The sequence below is a fragment of the Aerococcus tenax genome, from assembly GCF_003286645.3.
In the GTDB taxonomy this organism is placed as follows: domain Bacteria; phylum Bacillota; class Bacilli; order Lactobacillales; family Aerococcaceae; genus Aerococcus; species Aerococcus tenax.
Genome location: NZ_CP127382.2, coordinates 1,944,918 through 1,969,139, shown reverse-complemented (window position 1 = coordinate 1,969,139; position 24,222 = coordinate 1,944,918). Strand labels below are relative to the sequence as shown.

Annotated in this window: 22 protein-coding genes; 20 read left to right on the top strand and 2 right to left on the bottom strand. The window is 36.9% G+C overall.

Going from position 1 to position 24,222, the window contains the following annotated elements; all coding sequences use genetic code 11:
• Window positions 1–516: 516 nt before the first annotated feature.
• Window positions 517–666 (bottom strand): hypothetical protein, encoded by a 150-nt coding sequence (locus tag DBT50_RS09095; RefSeq protein ID WP_181566106.1) that lies wholly within the window; start codon window positions 664–666, stop codon window positions 517–519.
• Between the two features lie 316 nt (window positions 667–982).
• Here DBT50_RS09095 and DBT50_RS09090 point away from each other — a divergent pair, with 316 nt between their 5' ends.
• The 6 genes from DBT50_RS09090 (at window position 983) to DBT50_RS09065 (ending at window position 6,216) form a co-directional block, all read left to right on the top strand.
• Window positions 983–1,915: an Rpn family recombination-promoting nuclease/putative transposase gene (locus DBT50_RS09090; protein ID WP_111852248.1), complete on the top strand. Its 933-nt coding sequence runs from the start codon at window positions 983–985 to the stop codon at window positions 1,913–1,915.
• A gap of 34 nt (window positions 1,916–1,949) precedes the next feature.
• Window positions 1,950–2,192 (top strand): hypothetical protein, encoded by a 243-nt coding sequence (locus DBT50_RS09085; protein ID WP_111852247.1) that lies wholly within the window; start codon window positions 1,950–1,952, stop codon window positions 2,190–2,192.
• Between the two features lie 524 nt (window positions 2,193–2,716).
• Window positions 2,717–3,529: a MetQ/NlpA family ABC transporter substrate-binding protein gene (locus DBT50_RS09080; protein ID WP_181566105.1), complete on the top strand. Its 813-nt coding sequence runs from the start codon at window positions 2,717–2,719 to the stop codon at window positions 3,527–3,529.
• Between the two features lies 1 nt (window position 3,530).
• Window positions 3,531–4,502, top strand: coding sequence for a methionine ABC transporter ATP-binding protein (locus tag DBT50_RS09075; RefSeq protein ID WP_111852245.1), 972 nt, complete (start codon window positions 3,531–3,533; stop codon window positions 4,500–4,502).
• Window position 4,503: 1 nt separating this feature from the next.
• Window positions 4,504–5,163 (top strand): methionine ABC transporter permease, encoded by a 660-nt coding sequence (locus tag DBT50_RS09070; protein ID WP_064293419.1) that lies wholly within the window; start codon window positions 4,504–4,506, stop codon window positions 5,161–5,163.
• Window positions 5,164–5,202: 39 nt separating this feature from the next.
• Complete coding sequence (locus DBT50_RS09065) at window positions 5,203–6,216, top strand: uroporphyrinogen decarboxylase family protein (protein WP_181566104.1); 1,014 nt, start codon at window positions 5,203–5,205, stop codon at window positions 6,214–6,216.
• A 119-nt stretch (window positions 6,217–6,335) separates the two neighbouring features.
• Here DBT50_RS09065 and DBT50_RS09060 read toward each other — a convergent pair whose 3' ends face one another.
• Window positions 6,336–7,031 (bottom strand): DUF6287 domain-containing protein, encoded by a 696-nt coding sequence (locus tag DBT50_RS09060; protein WP_111852243.1) that lies wholly within the window; start codon window positions 7,029–7,031, stop codon window positions 6,336–6,338.
• 245 nt (window positions 7,032–7,276) lie between these two features.
• On the opposite strand from DBT50_RS09060, the gene fic reads away from it, so the two are divergent.
• The 14 genes from fic (at window position 7,277) to DBT50_RS08990 (ending at window position 24,102) form a co-directional block, all read left to right on the top strand.
• Window positions 7,277–7,882 (top strand): protein adenylyltransferase Fic, encoded by a 606-nt coding sequence (gene fic / locus DBT50_RS09055; RefSeq protein ID WP_224785062.1) that lies wholly within the window; start codon window positions 7,277–7,279, stop codon window positions 7,880–7,882.
• Between the two features lie 196 nt (window positions 7,883–8,078).
• A complete protein-coding gene (gene licT, locus DBT50_RS09050) occupies window positions 8,079–8,903 on the top strand; it encodes a BglG family transcription antiterminator LicT (protein WP_111853423.1) in 825 nt (274 codons plus the stop codon).
• Between the two features lie 11 nt (window positions 8,904–8,914).
• Window positions 8,915–10,861: a beta-glucoside-specific PTS transporter subunit IIABC gene (locus DBT50_RS09045; RefSeq protein ID WP_111852241.1), complete on the top strand. Its 1,947-nt coding sequence runs from the start codon at window positions 8,915–8,917 to the stop codon at window positions 10,859–10,861.
• Window positions 10,862–10,913: 52 nt separating this feature from the next.
• The gene (locus tag DBT50_RS09040; protein WP_111852240.1) at window positions 10,914–12,365 is read left to right on the top strand and encodes a 6-phospho-beta-glucosidase; all 1,452 of its coding nucleotides are present in this window, start codon (window positions 10,914–10,916) and stop codon (window positions 12,363–12,365) included.
• Between the two features lie 266 nt (window positions 12,366–12,631).
• Window positions 12,632–14,731, top strand: coding sequence for a DUF262 domain-containing protein (locus DBT50_RS09035; RefSeq protein WP_111852239.1), 2,100 nt, complete (start codon window positions 12,632–12,634; stop codon window positions 14,729–14,731).
• A 156-nt stretch (window positions 14,732–14,887) separates the two neighbouring features.
• Window positions 14,888–15,676, top strand: coding sequence for a type I restriction-modification system subunit M N-terminal domain-containing protein (locus DBT50_RS09030; protein ID WP_111853422.1), 789 nt, complete (start codon window positions 14,888–14,890; stop codon window positions 15,674–15,676).
• A 57-nt stretch (window positions 15,677–15,733) separates the two neighbouring features.
• Window positions 15,734–17,320, top strand: coding sequence for a hypothetical protein (locus tag DBT50_RS09025; RefSeq protein WP_111853420.1), 1,587 nt, complete (start codon window positions 15,734–15,736; stop codon window positions 17,318–17,320).
• 107 nt (window positions 17,321–17,427) lie between these two features.
• Entirely contained in the window at window positions 17,428–18,201 is a 774-nt protein-coding gene (locus tag DBT50_RS09020) for a replication initiator protein A (protein ID WP_111853419.1), read from the top strand.
• The gene (locus tag DBT50_RS09015; RefSeq protein ID WP_111853418.1) at window positions 18,198–19,025 is read left to right on the top strand and encodes an ATP-binding protein; all 828 of its coding nucleotides are present in this window, start codon (window positions 18,198–18,200) and stop codon (window positions 19,023–19,025) included. The genes DBT50_RS09020 and DBT50_RS09015 overlap by 4 nt, the downstream gene beginning before the upstream one ends.
• The gene (locus DBT50_RS09010; protein WP_111853417.1) at window positions 19,018–19,503 is read left to right on the top strand and encodes a PcfB family protein; all 486 of its coding nucleotides are present in this window, start codon (window positions 19,018–19,020) and stop codon (window positions 19,501–19,503) included. The genes DBT50_RS09015 and DBT50_RS09010 overlap by 8 nt, the downstream gene beginning before the upstream one ends.
• Window positions 19,500–20,234 carry a phage antirepressor KilAC domain-containing protein gene (locus tag DBT50_RS09005; protein WP_111853416.1) on the top strand — a complete coding sequence of 245 codons (735 nt, stop codon included), beginning with the start codon at window positions 19,500–19,502 and terminating at the stop codon, window positions 20,232–20,234. The genes DBT50_RS09010 and DBT50_RS09005 overlap by 4 nt, the downstream gene beginning before the upstream one ends.
• Window positions 20,227–22,017: a VirD4-like conjugal transfer protein, CD1115 family gene (locus DBT50_RS09000; protein WP_111853415.1), complete on the top strand. Its 1,791-nt coding sequence runs from the start codon at window positions 20,227–20,229 to the stop codon at window positions 22,015–22,017. Before DBT50_RS09005 ends, DBT50_RS09000 begins: the two co-directional genes overlap by 8 nt.
• Window positions 22,018–22,078: 61 nt before the next feature.
• A complete protein-coding gene (locus tag DBT50_RS08995) occupies window positions 22,079–22,615 on the top strand; it encodes a ClbS/DfsB family four-helix bundle protein (protein ID WP_001258251.1) in 537 nt (178 codons plus the stop codon).
• Between the two features lie 17 nt (window positions 22,616–22,632).
• Window positions 22,633–24,102, top strand: coding sequence for a PIN-like domain-containing protein (locus DBT50_RS08990; RefSeq protein ID WP_001105422.1), 1,470 nt, complete (start codon window positions 22,633–22,635; stop codon window positions 24,100–24,102).
• Window positions 24,103–24,222: the final 120 nt, after the last annotated feature.

The following is a 24,222-nucleotide window of genomic DNA, read 5'->3' as shown; positions in this document are numbered from 1 at the left end:
GCCATGTTCACTTCATAACCAAAGAGTAAAACTTATTCACTTTATATCGCTATTTATCAAGTAAAACGATTAAGGAAGCTGAAAATGCTGATCTTAACGGGCTTCGGTATAGGGTATCGAAAAAGAAGGAAAAAGCCTATCAAATCTGGGATTGACAGGCTTAGTTAAAGGCACTATGATTGACCCACAATAACTTATAACTAAATGAATGAGCGGGATCACGGCTTGACAGGGCACTTCGTCTCATCTGACTGAAAGACCTCAGTCAATCCCCCGCGACCTTCAAGCATTGTGTATGTGGCTGACAGCCGCAAAGCGTTCTTAACAAGCCTCCATTCAGGCTGCTTGGGACCTTGTGGTTGGGCCGAGAAAGAGGTGGTTAAGCGAAAAATGATCAGCCGAATGTTACCCAATAGAAAAAGGGACTTGATAAAGAAAGCCTTGAATCAGTGACTTCTCTGGAAAAGAAGAACTGGATCAAGGCTTTTTTGTTTGCCATAAAAATTAGGCTAATGCTTAGTAATGCAGTTTTTGAATCGTTTGAATGACTTGGTCAGGCTGCTTGGGATTGACAGCAATGCGTTGGGGTGTTTGGGCCATTTTATTCGTTTCATTGATGTAAGTTGACTCTGGAATGGCCGAAAAGTCTGGCAGGTCAAAGCGCAAGGGGATATTATAAAGGTTAATCGTCCCATTCTTCCTTGAAGGCAGCCATCGGTCTCTATCAGAAATATGGTTTTGAAGAAATTTTCCAACCGGAAAACTTGATCCATACCACCATGGACCGCTTTTTCTTGAAAGATTTGTCAGATTAGTTACTTGGCTAAGGCACCTTTAAAAATCGAGGCTTTACATGCTATCTCACTGTACTGAGTATTTGTTTGACTTCTTAAAAAGGACCATGCTAAGATGGGCTTAAATAGGGGAGGTTTGTCTGTTACTTCGCTTTGATCTCTAGAGATCGGAAAGGTTAAAGGCGATTATGCGATATAAACCCACTAATGATTTACTATTTAAAAAAACCTTTACTAGTATAGGTAACGAAGCCCTCCTCCAAGCATTGATTCAGGATTTAACCGGGACAAGTTTTGAAGCCGTCGAGGTGACGACGCCCTATAATTTTGAACGCTTTAAACAGGATGCTCAAGAAGAAGCTCAAGCCAACACCCTCATTTACACTGAAGTTGATCTTCGTGCCCGGACTTCAACGGGCGATTTAGTAACGATTGAGATGCAGGTCCGTTTTCCCGATTATTTTATCGAACGTACCCAATATTATGCTTACTCTGCTTATGTAGCAGCTTATGCTGATGAAGTCTCCATGCGTCAAAAACGTAATAAATATTCCAGTATTCACTCTGTTTACGGAATTAATATTTCTGCTTCTAACTTGTATGAGCCACATCATGCCGCTCTGCGTGTCTACGAAATGCAGGATACCCAGATCGGCGAGCCCCTCGCCCAAATGAATGGACGGCAAATTGAAGATGTGAAACTCATTTATTTGGATCTCACCAATACGAACTTGCCAGAAGATTCCGCAGTCTATCATTGGTGGCGGTTTTTCAATGGCTTAGACAGTTTACCCCAAGCACCAGCTTATATTGACCGTGCCTATGATTTGATCGCACTAGACAACATGACGAAAGAGGAGATCACGATGATTAATCAATTAGAGTACCATAAGGCCAACAGTGAGGCGCTATTGGCGACGGCAGAGCGTGTAGGGCGTGAGGCAGGTATAGAGACAGGGCGTAAAGAAGGAATAGAAGTAGGTCGTGAATCGGAACGCAAATCAACGATTCAAAAAATGATCGCTAATGGTATGACTACTGGCCAAATTGCAGTTATTTTAGATCTGCCGATTGAAGAGGTTGAGAAATTCCTAGAGAACCCAGAGGATAGTGGCCGATAGTTTCTGTATTTTGTGAATAGCGGGAAAAGAAACCATGATTGATCCATTAGAATATCGTAAAGCCAACAGTGAGGCCCTATTAGCGACAGCAAAACGTGTGGGTTTTGAAGAAGTTCGTAAGGAAGGTAAAGAGATAGGTCGTAAAGAAGTTCTTCGAGCAGCCGTTCCAAATTTAGTAGCTAACGGGATGACTACTGCTCAAATCGCGGAAGCGCTAGGTGAACCGCTTGAAGAAATTGAGAAGTTTCTAGAAGCTTCCGAAGATAGTAATCAATAGTTTCCTGCCACTTGTTTAGAATTGATAAAAATAGTTTACAAAGGAAAGACACAGAGGTCCCTTAGTGGTTAAAGGGATTCTGTGTCTTTTTTTACTTGAATCCACCCTATAAACAACCAGCTTAGAGATCTTGAGCTGGCTGTTTTTATCTGGCTAAAAAATGAATCCAGAGCGACAAGTAAATGATTGCTTTTGATCGTTTAGGGAAATCGTTTTTAAGGTTGGGGATTTCGATCAAGCAACAGGTTGAGTGAAAAAGCTTGAAATGACAGCTTTTTTGAAAATAAATTCAATGTAGCGAATGTATTTTTACCAGCTTAATAGTAAAAGGCCTAAAAGATCGATTATAGCTGATAGTGAATGGGTATCCTGCTCGTATTGCTAGACAAAGAATAGATATGCTAAACTTCCAAACTAATAACTGAATAGTTATTAATCCAATCCTTGATCAGAAACTTACGAGCCCAGTGCCCGTATTTTTTCTTGACTAGGAATCAAACGAAATGACCTTTGGAGGTATATACATGAAAAAAATTGTCTTGTCTCTTGTTGCAATAGCCATCGTTGCCGCGGGCTTTATCTTTTTTTCTCGACAGCAAGAAGAAAAGAAGGTGGTTCTCGGTGTCAGTGGGCAGAGTGCCGGAATGACTAAATATGTTGAACAAGCCTTGAAGGAAAAAGGCTACAAGCTAGAACTGTCTGTGGCTGAAAGTACCATTGCAAGTAATGAAGGCTTGATGGATGGGTCAGTCGATGTGAATATCATGCAACATGAAGCCTATATGAACCAATTTAATAAAGACCGTGGTGCCAGTTTAGTCAAAGCCGGCAAACCCCTCTTTGAGCAATTTATCGGCGTTTACAGTAGAAAGCATAAATCACTAGACGAACTTCCTGATGGGGCCAAAGTAGCGATTCAAAATGATGCTTCAAATATTCAACGCGCTCTTCGTGTCTTAGAACAGGCCAAATTAATTGAAGTCAAACAAGATATCCCTAAAGGAGAAACCTTAACTCCGCTTGATGTGACCTCTAACCCCCATAATCTGGAGTTTGTGGAATTAGGTGGCGGCACCTTGATCGAGTCTCTTGATGAGGTGGATATTGCCATCTTCAGTGGTTTAGCGGCACATAAGGCCGGCTTTAAGACCGAAGATGCCCTGTACAAATTTGAACCCAAAGATTTAAAGGCCAACGCGCTCATCCTAGCCACCAAGGACGGCAACCAAGATAAAGAGGCGGTCAAGATTATCCATGACGCCTTTGAAACCAAGGAATCCGCTGAACTGGTGAAAGAGGTCAGTGGTGGGACCTGGTTCCCTTACACAGGTGATTAAGATGACCGAGCCCTTAGTAGAAATCAGACACTTACAAAAAAACTACGGTAATTTTCAGGTGCTTTCGGATATCAATCTCACCATCAATGAAGGGGATATCTATGGCCTGGTGGGCAAGAGCGGGGCGGGGAAGTCTACCTTGCTGCGCTGCATTAACGGTTTGGAGAGTTTTGATGGGGGTTCTATTCATGTTCTCGATGAAGATATTCAAACTTTATCGGGCGATTCGCTCAGACACTTGCAGAAAGAAATTGGTATGATTTTTCAGCAGTTTGAGTTAATTAACCGCAAAACGGTCCGTGAGAATGTCGCCTTGCCCCTAAAATTATGGAATATTGAAGAGACTGAGGAGCGTATCCAGAGCTTATTGGATTTAGTGGATATGTCAGCTAAAGCAGACGCCTATCCCAGCAAACTATCCGGGGGCCAAAAACAACGGGTGGGCATTGCCCGAGCCCTGTCTTTGAACCCGAAACTCCTCCTTTCTGATGAAGCCACGTCTGCCCTCGACCCCTCCATTACCCGTTCAATCATCGACCTCTTGCAGAAGATCAACCAAAAATTGAAGCTAACCATTATCGTGGTCACCCATGAAATTGAAGTAGTGAAAAAAATCTGCAATAAGTTAGCCATTCTTGAGAACGGTAAGATTGTGGCAGCCGGGAATACGGTGGATCTCTTCCTTGACCAACCACCAGCTTTAAGACGCCTTATGGGAATTGAAGCTGAGACCGAATCCCAAGTGGCAGCGGGTCGCTTTGAATTTAAATTGGTTCTCCCTGATGTGGACCAGCAAAAGGACCTCTTATCCAAGATATTCTCTGACTTACAGATTTCCTACTCGATCGAGGATGCCCACTATGAGGAAATCAACGACCGGACGACCGCTTATTTTAAAATTCAAATCGATTCACGCCACCAAGCCTTATTGGAAAAATATTTGAAAGACCATCAGATTGAATGGAGGGAATAGAATGGAAGCCAGTTTAGTAAAATTATCAGCCATTTTAGGGCCATCGGTTTTTGACACGGCTTATATGGTGTTTTTTACCATGATCTTGTCGACCGCCTTAGGTTTTGTCATCGCTGTGGCCTTGTACTATACCGATAAAGAAGGGTTAAGACCCAATGCACTCATTTATAGCATTTTAGATGTTTTCATTAATATTGTGCGGTCTTTTCCCTTTATTATCCTGGTCGTAGCCGTCATCCCCTTAACGCGGGGGATTGTTGGCGGGGTGATTGGACGGACTGCGGCCTTGGTCCCCTTAACCATCAGCGGAACCGCTACTGTGGCGCGCTTATTAGAGAATTCCTTCCGGGAGGTGGGCCGGCCCTTGATTGAGGCGATCCGTTCATTTGGAGCTAGTGACTACCAAATCATGAAGGAAGTCGTCTTAGTAGAAGCCGCTCCCCTGGTGATTGTGAACTTAACCGTGGCTATTATCGGGATTATCGGAACCACTTCAGCTGCCGGAACCGTTGGCGCTGGCGGATTAGGTTCAGTGGCGATTAACTACGGCTACAACAGCTTTGACTCAGTGATTATGTACGGGACCGTCCTGGTGATTATCCTCATTGTCCACTGTGCCCAATTTGTCGGCAATTACCTCTATAAACAGTCCTTAAGATAGTAGCCCTTGTAAAATCATGTGATAATGGAGAAAACAAAAATGAGTAAAATTGAATTAATCAAAAAAGTTATTAATAAAGAAGTCACCGACTATGTCCCTTTTTCCTTTAAATCCCACTTGCCTGAAGTCGACCATGACCCGGTTAAATATGCCCAGGCCCTAGCGGAAAAAGTTCACCAGTATGACTTGGATTACGCTGGCCACAGCAGTAACGGGCTCTTCACGGTGGAAGACTATGTGGATGAAGTCGACCATTCCCCGGTTTACAAGGGTGGCGTGTCCATCGTAGTCAAAACCCCCTATAACCAGCCAGCGGATTTGAAGAAGCTACCCCATGACCTCGATATCTCTACTCCTTCTTACCAGCGCGAGTTGAAATCGCTGACTTACCTATTAGACCGCTTAGGTGACCAAGTCCCTGTGACCGTGATTTCCTTCAGTCCCCTAACCATCCTGGACAAGTTGACTAAGGGTCGGGCAGTTGAGTTTATCCGCAGTGAGGAAAATGAACTCATTCACCAAACCCTAGAAAACTTGACCAATGTCCAAGTTCAATATGTTCAGGCAGCCTTGGACTTGGGAGCCGCTGGTGTCTACCTGGCCTCTCAGTTTGTTCGCTATGACCGGGTAACGAAGGAAGAATATTTAGAATTTGGTAAACCTTATGACCTAAAGATTTTAGAAGCAGCTAAGGCGGGCTGGTTTAACAGCTTCCATGCCCACGGGACTGATATTATGTTTGACCTGATCAAGGATTATCCGATTCAGGTCTTTAACTGGCATGCCTTTGAATCCTTGCCTAGCGTAGAGGAAGTCTTCAAGTATAGCGATTTCGTCCTGAATTGTGGGGTGGACCGCTTTAGTTTTAACGATTTCAACCGTAACCTGATCCGAAACCAAATCTACCAAATCTACAAAGCTACCCAGGGGCAACGCTTATTATTCAGCCCGTCTTGTGGGACCAATAGCTTCTTTGACCCCGAGCTGATCTATTATATTAAAGAAGTGAAAGCGGAGACTGATCGCCTCTTTAATTTGAGGACTGAAGCCTAGTAGCTTAGTGGTGTTTTAAAAAATAGCGTATAGAAAGTAAAAGGCACAGCAGTCCCTTAGTGATTGAAGGGATTGCTGTGTCTTTTTGTGGTTTGAAATTTTGGTGTGGTTAGAATTTCTTAGTCTACCCGGTAAAAGAATTCTTCAGGGTATTCGATCATGTCATAAGTGTGCCCTCCAAGTAAGCGGTCACGACTCTTATCTGAGGCATCGACTAGGTGATCGATAGGGGTATAAACTTCTACTCCAGCCGGAATAATATATAAGGCTGCTCCACCAACACCGCCATTGGATCTAAGGTCTGCCACTAAAAATTGGTCTTCTCTTTTGAAATTATCTAGATTGAGATAACTGCCAGGATCGACGCGCCCGTCTTCATAAAAGACAAACTCTTGCCCTCGACCATTACGCCAGGTTCCAACTAGAGTGGAAAGATCTCCTTGTTGGATTTGATCGATGTCTAGGGCTTGCTGGGAGGTAGTACGAGCGAGATCGCCTGCAATGGTGGGGACTGACGACTCATTGGCTGAACTTTCTGATTCGGTCTCTTTCGCTCGGCTTTCACTTTCAGCTTTTTCTTCCTTGGTAGAGTTCTCTTCTTTTTCTTCTTTGCTGGCTTCCTTTTCCTTGGCTTTAGATTCTTCTTTGCTTGATTCCTTGGCTTTGGATTCTTCCTTAGATGAACTGGCTTCAGAACTTACTGACGCTTGGCTTTGGGAATTGGCGGTGGAGCTCTCAGTGTTGTTTTGACAACCGACAAGGAATAAGGCGAGTAGGGCGGTTAGGGATAGGAGTTTGTGATTTGCTTTATTCATCGTTGTTTCCTCCATTTATTGAATTTTTCTAGGCTTAAGAAACGATTTGGGAGCCTTTTCTTTAATTAAACCCTGTAGGAGGGGGCTTGTCAAGCTGGATGAAGGGGATTTTGCTTTTTTGAATTTAAAAGGGTGAATTGTTCTAGGAGCACTGTCCAGTAATCAATGTTCCACTATAAGTGGACTAAGGCTTATATGGTAAAATGGATCATAATATTAAGCGAGTAAAGTGAGGGGTGAGCGAGTTGGCAGATGATTCTTTAGAGTTTGAAGAATACTTATCTAAAGCTCATGCTATCGCACTCTGGGATAGGAGAGCGCTCCATGAATTTGAAGTGGGGACGATGAAAGGCCTACAGGAAATCCATTATGCTTTATTCCATGGCCTCGAGGGTTTTCAAGCTGGGAAATTACGGGATAAAAATATTTCAAAACAGGGTTTTCGCTTTGCTAGTGCGATTTATTTAAGTAGTGCGGCGCAAGCGATTGAGAAGATGCCTCAGCAGACTTTTGACGAGATTATCGATAAGTATGTTGAAATGAATATTCTCCACCCTTTTATAGAAGGAAATGGGCGGGCAATTCGGATTTGGTTGGACCTTATTTTAAAGCAAGAATTAGCTGTATGTGTCGATTGGCAACAGATTAATAAGACGGATTATCTATCGGCGATGACAATGAGCCCTACTAATCTCCACTTTATCAAATTATTGCTGAAGGAAGCCTTGACGGATGAAATTGATAGCCGCCAAGTTTATATGAAGGGGATTGAACAGTCTTATCTTTATGAGGATTTGAATGCTTATTCGATGGAGGAGATTGATTATAATGGTTCAGTCGAGGGGAATTAGGAAAAATCTAAAATTTAATTTCTATTTATTTCTATAAAAGCGCTTGCAAAGCGGAAGTGGATTCGCTATACTTAAAATAAGATATGGATTGTGACTGTTCAATCAGGCAAGACCTAAATAAAAGTGTAGGGCTAGGTGTGCTAGCTTTAGACTTTTGTTTAGGTCTTTTCTTTTTTAGAAAGTGGGGTGAGAAGATATGAAAATTACTCGAATCTTAAATAATAATGTGGTTCAAGCAGAAACTAAAGATCATAAAGAATACGTCGTTATGGGCAAAGGTATTGGCTTTCAACGGCAACTAGGGGACTCCATCCAAGATGAGCAGATTGAAAAACGTTTTGTCTTAGAAGATGATTCTCTCTTTAGCCAACTTTATCAGGATTTAACGACTAATGAGATTGAATTGATTTTTAAGATTATTAAACAGGCTGAAGAGCGTTTAGGTGTTCGCTTTGAAAATAATCTCTATGTAACCCTAGCTGATCATATTCATTATGCTTTAGCTCGCTACCAAGAGGGAATCCATTTGAAGAATCCCTTGCATTGGCAAGTGAAGCGTTTGTTTAAGTTGGAATATCAAACAGGCTTAGAAGCTGTGGAGATGATTAATCAGATTTTCAATATTAGTTTGCCTGAAGGAGAAGCCTCTTCGATTGCCCTGCATCTGATCAATGCGCAGAAAGAAGGGGATCACCTCGAACAGACCATGGAGCAATTGCGAATGATCGAACGCATTTTATCGCTCATACGTTTACATTATGGAAGGAATTTTGACGAGAATTCAATTTCTTTCCAACGATTTATGACCCATCTACAATATTTTGTTCAACGCCTAACCTCAGAAGATATGTCTGCTGAAGGGGACAGTTTCTTGAATGAGCAAGTTCAAGCTTCTTACCCTAAGGCTTACCAAGCAGCTTTGAAAATTAGAGATTTTATTGATAAACAATACCATCGAGAGGTGGGGATAGAAGAAGTGATCTACTTAACGATCCATATTCAACGGCTAATGAAAGTTTAGGAGGAGAAGAAATGGCAAAAGATTTTCAAGCCTTAGCCCAAGATATTATTGACCACGTGGGTGGGGAGGCTAATATTGTTGATTTGAGACACTGTATTACACGTTTGCGTTTTCGTTTGCGGGATGATGATCTAGCTGACACTGATTATCTGAAAAAACGTGATGGGATTGTGACTGTTGTTCAATCCAGTAACCAATATCAAGTGGTCATTGGAAATGATGTCCCTTATGTTTATGAGGCAATCAGTCAAATTATTCCTTTAGACGAAGAAGGATCGTCAGAAACAAGTGAACAATCCAGTGAGGGCAACTTACTCAATCGTTTTATTGATTTATTATCCGGCTTGTTTCAACCGCTTCTAGGGGCTTTAGCAGCGACAGGAATTATCAAAGGGATTATGGCCCTATTAGTTGCTTTTGGCCTTTCTCAGGAGAGTGGTTTTTACCAAGTAATGAACGCGGTCGGGGATGGCTTCTTCCAATTCTTACCCATGGCTCTAGCGGTAACCGCAGCTCGTCGCTTTAAGCTAAATGTCTTTGTTGCATTAGCTGTGTCAGCAGCCTTTCTACATCCAGCTTTGCCTGGTTTGGTCGAAAGTGAGCCTTTATATACTTTATTTGCAGGAACACCAATCGAATCAGCGGTTCATGCGACTTTCCTAGGTTTGCCAATTATATTACCACCGGCTGGTAACTATTATTCCACCGTTATTCCAATTGTTTTTGCTATTTGGTTAGCTTCTAAAATAAATCATTGGGTGAAATCTTGGATGCCACGAGTGGTTGAGGGTACCTTAGCTCCAGTCGTTACTTTACTGATTGCAACGCCTGTCTCTCTCTTAGTCATTGGGCCGATTGCCACTTGGCTATCAAGTCTAGTCGGTTGGCTCTTTACCAGCTTGGCTACTTTCAGTCCAATCTTATTTGGGGCGCTCTTACTGGGAGCATGGCAATTATTGGTTATCTTTGGCTTACACTGGGGTCTGATCCCGATAGGAATTCTACAGCTTACAGAAGGTGGCGCCTCAGATATTCTAGGGATTACCATCCTCTCAACCTTCTCTGTTTTAGGTTTATTGATAGCTATTGCGATTCGGTCGAAAGAAGAGAAGACGAAGAACCTAGCAGCTTCATCAGCTGTTCCAGCTCTCTTCGGAATTACGGAGCCAGCTGTTTACGGGATTTTACTTCCAATGAAGAAAGTTTTTGCTGTAGCGATTATTCTGAATACCTTGGTAGGGGCAGTGATTGGTTACTTCCGTGCCTATGCCTACACAGCTGGAGGATTGGGTATTTTTGCTCTAGGCCGTTTTATTCATCCAGAAGATGGGATTACACAAAACTTTTGGGTAGCGGCAGTGGCCATGCTAGCCTTGACGCTCTTAGGTTTAATCGCTGGTTTCTTAATTAAGATTCCAAGAATTCAAGAGGAAGAAAATTCATCTGCTGAATTTACTCCTCAAGCTCAGAAAGAATTAGCCAGGGATGCAGCTAAACAAGAGATCTTAGCTAGTCCGGTAACGGGTGCTATCCATCGTTTAGAAGACTTATCTGATGAGGTGTTTTCTAGTGGTGCCATGGGTAAAGGTATTGCTATTGAAGCAGATGAAGGAACCATTTATGCTCCCAGCCGAGCAACTATCACTTCAGTCTTTCCAACTGGTCATGCACTAGGTTTAACCACAGAAAATGGGACTGAATTATTAATCCATGTTGGTTTAGATACGGTAGAATTAAAAGGAGAAGGCTTTGAAAAACTTGTTCAAGAAGGTGACAGTGTTGAAGCTGGCCAAGCTTTACTCCGTTTTGACCGCGAGCTTATCCGTTCACGTGGCTATGAAACTGTGATTCCAATTGTAGTAACCAATAGCCAAGAAATGACCGATGTACTATTAACTTTAGAAGACCATGTTGATAGAGGTGATTATCTCTTAACTGTGCTTCATAACGGCAATTAAGATTTTATATTTTAAATCGAGATCTTTTATTAAACAAGGAGGACTTCATACAATGACACAATTTCCAGAAAGGTTTTTATGGGGCGGCGCGACTGCTGCTAATCAATTTGAAGGAGGTTACCAGGAAGGTGGCCGAGGTTTAGCTAATGTGGATGTGGTTCCTCATGGTGAAGACCGGCCAAGCATCATTGCAGGTGAAAAGAAACATTTAAATTTTGATGCAGATCATTATTATCCGGCTAAGGAAGGTGTTGATTTTTATAATCACTATAAGGAAGATATTGCTCTTTTAGCAGAGATGGGCTTTAAAACCTTTCGTTTAAGCATTGCTTGGTCACGTATTTTTCCTAAAGGGGACGAAACTGAGCCCAATGAAGAGGGATTGGCTTTCTACGAAGATGTCTTCCGTGAACTCCATAAGAACGGTATTGAACCGCTTGTAACCATTACCCACTTCGATATGCCTATTCACTTGATTGAGACTTATGGGGGCTGGCGTAACCGAAAAGTTGTTACTTTCTATGAACGCTTGGTTAGAACCCTCTTTACTCGTTACAAAGATTTGGTTAAATATTGGATTACTTTTAATGAAATTAATATGATCATGCACGCTCCCTTTATGGGTGCAGGTTTGGTCTTTGAAGAAGGAGAGAACCACCGCCAAGCCCAGTACCAGGCTGTTCACCATGAATTAGTTGCTAGTGCTCTTGCTACTAAGATCGCCCATGAAATTAATCCAGATAACCAAGTAGGCTGTATGTTGGCAGCTGGACTCTATTATCCAGCTAGTCCTGATCCTAAAGATGTTCGCCAGGCTCAGATTGATAACCAAGGTAATTACTTCTTTGTCGATGTTCAATCCCGGGGCTACTATCCTAATTACGCTTTGAAGAGCTTAGAACGTGAAGGAATTGAATTACCTATTGAAGAAGGCGACTTGGACCTGCTCGCCCAAAATACAGTCGATTTTATTTCCTTCTCTTACTATTCGAGCCGTGTATCGGCACACCCGGATAATCTGGACAAATATGATCAAACCGCTGGCAATATCTTTAAGTCCATCCAGAATCCTTATCTAGAAAAATCAGAATGGGGCTGGCAAATTGACCCCTTGGGCTTCCGTACTACAATGAATGAGCTTTATGACCGCTATCAAAAACCACTCTTTGTGGTAGAAAATGGCTTAGGCGCTAAGGACGAGCTAACAGATGATGGTAAAATCCACGATGATTATCGGATTGACTATCTCCAAGCCCACATAGAGGCTTTAAGAGACACCATTACAGAAGATGGCGTCCCTGTTATCGGTTATACTTCTTGGGGATGTATCGACCTTGTTTCAGCTTCATCAGGTGAAATGGCTAAACGCTATGGCTTTATCTATGTTGATCGTCATAATGACGGAACAGGATCCTTTGAACGCAAGAAGAAAGATTCCTTCGATTGGTATAAACAAGTGATTTCAAGTAATGGGGAAGACCTGTCTTGGGAAAGTAGAGCGTAATGCTGTTAAAAAGTAAATAATTATTGAAAAAGCAAGCTACCACGATTAGTAGCTTGCTTTTCTATTTTTTATGAGTTGGGCAGGTTATCGATATTTCACTAACATAGGTCCTGAGGAGAATAGGAGAAGATAGTTTGCAGTTAATTTTCATGTTTTTAATTTCCTAGATTATTGATCATTGGTATGTTTTACTTTTAAAACAAAAGTAGCCTTATTCTTTGTTATACTTAAAAAAGATACAGATTTTAAAGGAATTAGGTGTAATTATGGACGGTAGTATTCAAAATTTAGCTAACTTTCTGAAGCGATCTTCAAAGATTATTATCCCTGTTTACCAACGGAACTATGATTGGAAACTGGATAACTGTAAACGATTATTTTCGGATTTAATGAATATTCATGAGGAAAAGCGCAGGACACATTTCTTCGGTTCCATCGTCGTAAAGCCAGGTACCCTTATAGATGAAACTATTGTGATCGACGGCCAACAGCGGATCACGACGGTTTCTCTCTTGTTTCTCGCTTTATGCAATTGGATGTACGATAATAATGTCAGCGACGGCTCCTTCACCAGTGAAAATATTCGCGATGAATACTTGGTGAACCGCCTATCTAATGAAGGCGATAAATATAAATTACATTTGAATATAGAAGACGATAAAATTTATAAGCTATTACTGACCGATCCTAAACATGCAGACCGGGCAGTAGACGTGGGGAATACCAATGTCCTGGATAATTATAATTATTTCTACCAACAAGTTGACCAGACTTCTCTGTCGATTGTTGATCTCATCCAAGTGATTTCCCGGCTTGAAGTCATGGGAGTGAATTTAAGTTCGCCTGATGATGATGCCCAACTCATCTTCGAAAGCCTCAATTCCACTGGGGTAGACCTAACCGAAGCGGATAAGATACGTAACTTTCTGTTGATGAATGAAAACCAGGAAGATCAAAACCGCTATTTTATCACTTATTGGCATCCAATTGAAAAACGGACCCAATATGATTTAAGTTTATTTTTCTGGTACTACATGGCCATTAAGCAAGGTAAGTATCCAGTAAAGGCCCGCTTATATGAAGATTTTAAACGATTTTATGAGAAAAATTTTACTGACAAGGAAATCTTCTTTAAAGAAATCAATGATTATTCCTATGCCTTTCAGGAAGTGATTGCGGCGAATACAGGGAATCTAGCCATTGATGATATTCTGTTCCGACTAAATCAAATCGATCTCACCGTGATGCGACCTTTCCTGATGTCCTTAGTCCTAGCCTATAATAAGGGCGATTTATTAGAGGATGAGGTTGTCGCTATGCTAGAATTGATCGAATCCTTTACTGCCCGCCACATCATCATTAAATCTTCAACCAGCCTGTTCAACAAATTTTATGCCTCGCTATACCGCTATTTTAAACGCCTCTATCAAAAGGCTAAGGAAGAGGGGCAAGACATTGAAAAAGTCGAAGTCCTGGCAGCGATACTGGTCAATAAGTCGAATAACCTGGCCTTCCCTAAAGATGAAGAGGTGTTGGCTGACTTACGCATGAGAGATTTCTATAATATTCGTCCTAATTATCGTACCTATCTCTTTGAACGTTTGGAAAATTATAATCACCATGAAATTTTGAATATTTATCAGGGGATTGAAGAAGGGAATTATTCGATTGAGCATATCATGCCGCAAAAGTTAAGTAAGGATTGGATAAAAGAACTAGGTCCTAATTATGAGGAGATTCATGAAAGTTACTTAAATCGTTTAGGAAATCTAACCATTACTGGCTATAATTCCAAATATAGTAACAAGTCCTTCCAAACCAAGAAGACCATGGACAAGGGCTTTAATGAGAGCCATTTCGTTTATCTTAATGCCCTGCCTAGGGAAGTGGACCATTGGAATGAGGAAACCATTAAGGAAAGAACACGACGCTTAGCGGATAAAGCCTTGGAAGTATGGCCCTATCCGGAGGTAGATTTTGAAATTAAAACCGAAAACCAAGATGGCTTAGAAACTTATGATGGAGAAAAAGACTTTAATAGCTATCAGATCAAGGGCTATATCTTTCGGGACCAAGAATATCGGTCGGTCAAAAATTGGACAATCTTACTGATTGAAGTTTTACAAGAACTTGCCTATCTTGATTATCAAACCCTTTATCAAATAGCAGAGGAAGAAAAATCACGGGGTTGGCAAACCCGTTTGTCAACGAGTAAAGGCGATTCGCGTGATCAGATAACAAAAAACATTTATATCGATACTGGTCTCAATAATTGGAATAAGATGAATATTATTCGCCATCTTTTCGATATCTATGGTATTGAATATAGTGAATTGCAGGTAGACGTGCGTCCGCCTAAAAAATAGGTTATAACAGGAAATAAAGGCTGAGACGGTTGTCAAAGCCTTTTTTGGCTGAGCGGAAATTTTTATTGCGTCAAGGATATTTTCAGAAGTTTTTACTGATTTACAGTATAATTAAAATTAAAAACTTTTTATTATTTGAAGGTGGAGTGACTATTAATGTCTGAACAAGTAACGACAATTCAACAGGCCCTTTGGAATTCGGCGAACGTGCTGCGTTCAAAGATGGATGCCAACGAATATAAGAACTATACATTAGGAATTATTTTTTATAAGTTTCTATCCGACCAATTACTAGAGAAGACCTGTGATCTAATGGGGAAAGATTTCGTCGACCTCACTCAAGCACAAGCCTTATATGAAGAAACTTATCACGATGAAGAGGACGGAGAAGACCTCCTCAATGAGTTACGATATACCTACTCTTACACCATTCACCCTGACTATACCTTTACCAAGTTCATGGAAAAGATTAATGATAATAACTTTATGTTGGAAGACTTAGCGCAGGGCTTCCGTGATATTGAACGTTCACATCCTGATTTTGAGAACTTATTTGAAGATGTTGACCTGATGTCACGCCGTTTAGGTCCCACGCCACAGAAGCGTAACCAAACCATCACAGCCGTGATGAAGGAATTAGCGGGGTTAAACTTTGCTAAGAATTCCGATTTATTAGGGGATGCCTATGAATTCTTACTGGGTCAATTTGCCTCTGAATCGGGAAAAAAAGCCGGCGAATTCTATACCCCACAACCTGTTTCAGAATTAATGACTCGAATTGCCATTCAAGGCAAGGAAGATAAACTCGGATTAACCGCCTATGACCCAACTATGGGGTTTCGTGTCATAATAGTGATAGAGGCAAATAGTTATGTAAATATAAGGAGTTCAAGACTTCTACCAAATTTTAAAACTCAAAAAATAAATAGTTGGTGTGCTGCTTAGAGTAATTATTATATAATAATTATTGTAAAGAGTACATCAACATAAGGAGGTAGTTAGATGCCAAGAAAAGGGGTAACCATATATGATTTATTAATATCTTGTCCAGGCGATGTTACAGATTTTTTAGAAATAATAAAAGAAAGTGTTGAAAGCTTTAATAGAACTTTTGGTGATTTAAATAATATCGAAGTAGTTACTAAACACTGGTCTACAAATAGTTATCCTGAATCAGGTGATAAACCACAAGAATTATTAAACAAACAATTTGTTAGAAATTGTGATGCTGCAGTTGCAGTTTTTTGGACAAGATTTGGTACACCAACTGATAAGTATGGATCTGGTACAGAAGAGGAAATAGAAGAGATGCTTTTAGCTAATAAGCAAGTATTTATGTATTTTTTGAATGCTCCTATTAATCCTTCCGAATTCAATCAAGAACAATATCAAAAAGTGTTAGAATTTAGAGGAAAATATAAGGATAAAGGAATATACGCAATAGTTGATGATAAATTTGATTTTCAGCGACAATTTACCAATCATTTATCATTATATTTTTTATCATTAATTTCGGATTCAGGAAACTTGAAAAGTGAAATATTAAATCCTATATTAAAAATAAGAGATTTAAATACATTTTCAGAAGAATATTGTTCAATAAGTATGAATAAGTTGTTAGAGTCAAAATTTATTAACAATCAAAAAGATAAAATAATAGAGAGTATTGAAACTTTAAATAACTTTATTTTGCCAGAACGTAGTAAAGATATAAGTTCAGAAAAATATAATTTTAACGAATTAACTAATATTACCAAATCATATGGACAAATTAGTAAACTTAGTGGGATAAATAATTATGTAGAAATTAGTGACGAATGGATAAAAGCTATTAATGATTTTGCTAATAAAAATCAAATTAACATTGAAGAAAATTTTTGGAATTTGGGAAACTTAAAGAGTTATAGTTCTCAGCTACAGCTTCCATTTGGGAGTAGTGGACCTTCGTATTATGGAACTGATGAGGAGAAAAAACGCTATTCGTTGTTAAAAAAACTTTATATTAGTATAAAAGAATACAATGAATATAACGAGTATTTTGGATATATAGATAATGTTAAAGTTATTAAATTAATGATTTCAAATTTAGGTAATACATTTGATGAAGATATTGATATTAAATTGATTATACCAAAAGGATACATTCTTAAACATAAAGATTTACCTGATCCAGGCATGAATATTATAGAAGACTTACTTGACATGAAACTTTTTGATTTCATATTTTCAATTAAAGAGAGTGATACTGTTAATAGATATGAAGATTCAAAAGTGGATAATTTAAATTTTAGACATGTTAATAGACTTAGTCCAATTTTAACAAAAAGCATTGATGATGAATATGAAGATAACAAATATGATTATCGAGATTTATTAGATGACATATTTTCATATAAGCAATTTGAAAACTCAGATTCTGATATCTTGATTTTTGATATAAAGTATTTAAAACACAACTCTTCAATGGCATTTCCTTCTATTTTAATGTTTAAAAACCTTCCAGAATCAATAGAATATGAGATTACATCAAAACATATACCTGAAATTATAAAAGGGAAAATATATATTAAAGACAATATTAGTGGATGAAAAAGAGTTTTTAAGGTTATCTAATGATGAAAATTTAACATGTAAATCTTAGACGATAGAAAGCAATAATTCTGTCGTCTTTTTTATTTCAAAGAAAGGAGGTAGGGATGAATTTTGATTATTTTTATAATAGGCAATCTGAGATGTATAACTTCATTAGGTTACCTATGGTATTGATGGAAGATGAGATTTTTGAGAGCATTTCTATTGAAGCTAAAGTTTTGTATTCATATATGCTTAATCGAATGGGTCTTTCGTATAAAAATGGCTGGATAGATGAAGATGGAAAAGTCTTTATTTACTACACAATTGAAAGTATAAAAGATCAATTTAATTGTGCAAGCGAAAAAGCAAATAAATTAATAGCTGAACTTGATATTAAATCAGGAATAGGACTGATTGAAAAGAAAAGGCAAGGACTTGGAAAGCCTAACAGAATTTATGTTAAAGACTTTATGAGCATATTTAATAATATGGAATTAAAAAATCAAGAAGTTCGAAAAACAAAATTCCAGAAGTTCGATAATCGAAATTCAAGAGATTCGAATATCGAAAATCAAGATTTTCGAAAATCAGAAGGTAACTATAACAATATTAGTAATAATGAGTTAAGAAATAATGATTTTAGTAAAGGGCAAAAGCCTTATGGGATATATAAAAACATATTTTTGACTGATGAAGAATATAAGGACTTAACAAATGAGTTAGGAAGCAGGATTAGTGAGTATATTGATAGGTTGTCGTCATATATGAAAGCAAATAACAGAGTGTATCAAGACCACAAGGCAACGATAATCAATTGGTATCTTAATGATCAGGCGAAAAGCATTAATGACAAATCAATAAGAAAAATGAATTACGATATAGGGGAGAGTTTATGAAAAACTTAAAAGATTTTGTATTAAGAGAAAATGATATTGAAAGAAATGGACATATCTATTGCAAGGTATGTGGTAAAAGAGTAGATGGAGAATTACTTGACCTTGGCTTTACAAAGTTTATTCCCAGAATTAAATGTGAATGTGAAATAAAGAGAGATAAGGAAAATGCAGAAAGAGAAATATTAACGAGAATATCATCATTGAAAAGAGATTGCTTCTCATCGCCGCTCCAGCACCAATATACTTTTGAGAAATTCTTAAATGAAAAAGGTCAAGCCTACAAGGTTGCCTTTAATTACGCTAAAAGTTTTGAACAAATGAAGAAAGACAATGTTGGACTGTTATTTTATGGAGATGTTGGTAGTGGAAAGACTTACCTTGCTTGTTCAATTGCAAATGAATTAATCGAAAGAAAGCAAGTTAAAGTTAAGATTATGAATTTATCTCAGGTTATAAATCAAATACAAAAATCAGCATTTAAGCTAGATTCAAATGAAATTATAGATAACCTATCAAACATTCCGTTGTTAATTTTAGATGATCTTGGAATTGAAAGGGATACATCTTATGCAAGAGAACAAGTATATAACATTATAAACTCAAGATACTTAAAAGGTAGGCCGACAATTTTTACTACAAACTTATCATTGGAAATTATTCAAAATCCTAATATTGAACTTGAGTATCAGAGGATATATTCAAGAATACTTGAAATGACAATACCAGTTAAAGTTACGGGAGAAGATTTTAGAAGAAAAATCCATCAAGAGAAGTTAAGAAAATACAAAGAGTTACTTTTATATGGAGGTGGAATAGATGATTAATGAAGAAGTATCTAGGTCGAGTCTTAACCTTGAAGTAAGGCTTGCAAAAGCAACAAGTAAAGCAATTCTTGATGCCTTAAAGAAAGTTCACAAGCAAATAGAAGATCAAGGAGGCTTGAAAAATGTAATAAAAAATAATGGAGAAGAAGTAAAACTAAAAGATATGGTTAAAAAGGGACAGTTAGAAGAAATTAATCTAAAAGATCCTGAGTTAAAAGAATTAAAGAAAATTTTAAACAAACACGGAGTGAAGTTTTCTGTTATGAAAGATAAGGAAACTGGTAACCACTCTGTGTTTTTTCAATCTAAGGATATAAAAGTAATGGAACATGCCTTTAAAAAAGCAGTTAAGGCTTCTGAAAGAAAGGCCGATAGGAAAGATTCAATAACAAAGACTATAAATAAGTTTAAAAATATGGCTAAGGACACCATTAGCAAAGATAAAGTTAAAAATAAACATAAGGAGCAAAGCTTATGATAAGTAATTTAAAAACATTTGAAAATAAGAATTTTGGGAAACTCACTGTTATAGAAAAAGACGGTGAGTTTTTCTTTATAGCTAATGAAGTAGCAACTATGTTGGGATATGTCAATCCAAGAAAAGCTGTTTATGACCATGTAGATGAGGAAGATAAGGGTGTAACGAAATGGAACACCCCTGGAGGAATACAGAATATTTCAATAATTAACGAATCAGGATTGTATTCACTCATCCTCTCATCAAAACTACCACAAGCAAAAATATTCAAAGCTTGGGTAACTAGAGAAGTCTTACCAAGTATTAGAAAGAATGGAGGATATATATCAGGGCAAGAAAAGAAAACTAATGAAGATCTCCTTGCAGATGCAATTTTAGTAGCCAATAGAATTATTGCCGAGAGAGAAGAAGAAATTGAAGAATTAAGACCAAAGGCAGACTATTATGACAAATTAGTAGATTATAACCTACTTACAAATTTTAGAAATACTGCCAAAGAGTTAGGAATACCACAAAATCAGTTTATAAGTTTTCTAATGGATAAGGGATTAATTTATAGAGATAAGAAAAAGAAACTCTTACCTTATGCAGATAAGAACAAGGGATATTTTGAAGTAAAAGAATGGGTTGATCCACTGGGTACACTTGTAGGAATACAAACATTTATAACACCAAAGGGAAGACACTACCTACTAATTTTATTAGATAGCGAAGGTTTCTACGATGAATAAGGTATTAGAAGCCATTCTTTCTGATATTAAAAACTTAATTAAAATAGACAACCCAAAGAAATTTATATTATCAAACATTCCTTATCTATCATTCTTCTACATTGGAAATATTTTTTCTAAGCACATAAATTCTTATGTTGGAGGAGATATTATTGATAGAATAATGGTGGGAATTTCTGATATAGGAACTTTATCTTATATACCAAGCCTTAATCCAAGGGACTTGTTAGTAGGTATTTCAGTTGCTGGTCTTGTTAAGCTAATTGTTTATAGCAAAGGAAAAAATAAAAAGAAATATAGGCAAGGTAAAGAGTATGGATCTGCAAGATGGGGAGAAAGTAAGGATATTGCTCCATACATTGACCCTAAGTTTGAAAACAATGTACTAATGACTAATACCGAAAGACTAACAATGAACTCAAGACCTAAAAACCCTAAATACGCTAGAAATAAAAACGTATTAGTAATAGGTGGTTCTGGATCAGGTAAAACAAGATTTTATGTAAAGCCAAATCTAATGCAAATGCACTCTTCCTATGTAGTAACAGACCCTAAAGGAACACTTGTGTTAGAATGTGGAAAAATGCTCTATGAAAATGGATATGATATAAAGATATTAAATACAATAAACTTCAAAAAGTCCATGAAATACAATCCATTTGCTTATTTGAGAAGTGAAAAAGATATTTTAAAACTTGTCCAAACAATTATCGCCAACACCAAGGGAGATGGAGAAAAGGCAGGAGAAGATTTCTGGGTAAAGGCTGAAAAGTTATATTACACTGCCCTTATCGGTTATATATATTATGAAGCACCTGAAGAAGAAAAGAACTTTAAGACACTTTTGGATATGATTGATGCAAGTGAGGTTAGAGAAGATGACGAAACCTATATGAACCCAATTGATAGGCTTTTTGAAGCTCTTGAAAAGAAAGACCCAAGTCATTTTGCAGTTAAGCAATATAAGAAATATAAGCTGGCAGCTGGAAAAACTGCCAAGTCAATTCTAATATCTTGTGGAGCAAGACTTGCACCTTTTGATATAAGAGAGCTTAGAGAACTAATGAGCGAAGATGAATTAGAGCTTGATAAAATTGGAGATAGAAAAACTGCTTTATTCGTAATAATATCAGATACAGATGATACCTTTAACTTTGTAGTTTCAATAATGTATTCTCAACTATTTAATCTTCTATGTGATAAGGCAGATGATGTGTATGGTGGAAGACTTCCAGTTCATGTTAGGTGTCTACTTGATGAGTTTGCAAATATAGGATTAATTCCTAAATTTGAAAAATTGATTGCAACAATTCGTTCAAGAGAAATATCGGCAAGCATAATACTGCAAGCACAATCTCAATTAAAAGCAATCTATAAAGACCATGCAGATACAATAGTTGGTAACTGCGACTCTACACTCTTTTTAGGAGGAAAAGAAAAAACAACAGTAAAAGAATTATCTGAAACCTTAGGAAAAGAAACCATAGACCTATATAACACATCAGAAACAAGATCCAATCAAAAATCTTTTGGTCTAAATTACCAAAAAACTGGCAAGGAACTTATGAGTCAAGATGAAATAACTGTAATGGATGGCGGTAAGTGTATTTATCAGTTAAGAGGAGTAAGACCTTTTCTATCTGATAAATTCGATATTACAAAGCATAAGAATTACAAGTTGTTGGAAGATTATGATAAGAAAAACTTGTTTGATGTGGAAGAGTATTTAACAAATAGAGATAAAATAAAAATAAACAGGAACAGTTTGATTACAAGATTATGAATTAAGCCTAGGATAAAAATATTTTTGGTATAATATCTATATAAACCATGGAGGTAGGCATATGAGGTCTTATGAAAGTAAGGAAGAATTAAAAAATGAGATAAAGAAAACTTTTGGAAAATATATTTCAGAGTTTGATAATATCCCAGAAGAATTAAAAGATAAAAGAGTAGATCAAGTTGATAGGACACCAGCTGAAAATCTTGCCTATCAAGTAGGTTGGACAACTTTAGTTTTGAAATGGGAAGAAGATGAAAAAAAGGGAATTGAGGTTAAAACGCCATCTGACAAATTTAAGTGGAATCAACTTGGAGAATTGTATCAATGGTTTACAGATACCTATGCTCATAAATCGTTAAAGGAATTAAAAGAACAACTATCACAGAATATAGAAGATATTTACTCTTTGATAGATAATCTTACAGAGGAAGAATTATTTAAACCACATATGAGAAAATGGGCAGATGAAGCAACAAAAACTGCAACTTGGGAAGTATATAAATTTATCCATGTAAATACAGTAGCACCATTTGGAACATTTAGGACTAAGATTAGAAAATGGAAAAAACTTAATAATTTTGTGAATGTAATTAAATAATAAGGTTGGTGCTTTAATTGAATTATGAAAAATTTAAAAAAATAATAAATAGAAAAACCTCTATAATAGTATTAGATACAAATGTAATACTTGACTTAGCTCGATATTCATTATACAGTAGCAAAAACATATTAGAAATTTTCAAGGAGTGTAAGGATTTAATATGGATTCCGAATCAAGTGTATAAAGAATTTAATAAAAATAAATATAGCGTATTCGGACAATTGAAAAAAAAGTATCAAAATTTTGAAAAAGATTTACTAAGAGTAATTGAAAGGAGTCAAAAAAATTTAGAGAGTGTCTTGATTAAATCATCTAAATATAATTATTTTGGAAGAAAAAATTTGGAGAATGATTTAAATAACAAGTTAGTTGAATTAAAACAAATAATCAAATCTTATAAAAATAGTGTTGGTATTGAATATGATGAAATAACAACAGATTCTCCTGAAATAATTAAAGATATAGATAATCTTATTTCATATTTAGAAAAAAATAATAGGATAGGTAATAGGATAAGGTTTAGTGAACAATTAAAAATTATTAGAGAGGGTGAACTTAGGTATAAATATAAAATTCCGCCTGGATATGAGGACATTAATAAAGATGGAGTTGAAAAATTTGGAGATTTATTTGTTTGGAAAGAGATATTAGATTTACCAGTTGAAAAATCAGTAAAAGATATTATTTTTATTACGAATGATATAAAAGAAGACTGGTGGAGTAAGGATAGTCAAGATAATTTAGTAGTTCACGATAAATTATTAAGTGAATTTAAAGAAAAAAATCCAAATGTAAATATTGAATTTTTAACAACAGGAATGTTTCAGAATTTCGCTTCAAAAGTATATGATAGATATGATTTTAATGTTTATGTAGATTTAAATAGAAAAGATGTGTCATATGTAGAAAGAGTAAAACAAGATATTTCTAATGATATAGTTGACAGTATTTATAATAACAACTATTATTATCTAGAATCGTATGTTATTGGAAGTGAGGGTATTGAAGAATTAGATATAAATAATTGTGAATTCAATGAGATATTAGATACTTATGAAGAGTTTACAGACGAGATTGTTAGTATAACTTATGAGCTAGAATATTTAATAAATTTAAGTTGTGTATCCTTTGATTATTGGGGACGTGATGATGATACAAAAGAAGTCATACAATCACCACCAATAGAACAAGAATTTAGTGGAAGTGTCATAGTTAATGTCACAAGATTAATTAATAAAGATGATATCGAAGAAGATTCTTTTTATATTAATAATGATAAAGAATATACAGATATTGAAATAATTGAAATTCAGATAGATCAAGATTCTATAAACAAAAATGAAGAAGACTACGATGACTCTTATTTAGAAGAGGAGAATTACAATAATGATTATGCATTTATTTGCTCTAAATGTGGAAAGGGATTTAAGGATAGGCGAGAAGATGTAGGTGGTATTTGTCGAGATTGTTCATTTAATGATTAATAATATAGGATATTTTATTAAAGCAGTAATTATAAAGTTTACTGCTTTTTTTATACTCAAAATTAGGAGGTTAAGATGTTAAGGATAAGAGCTCCTACTTAGAACAATTTAATAAGGAAT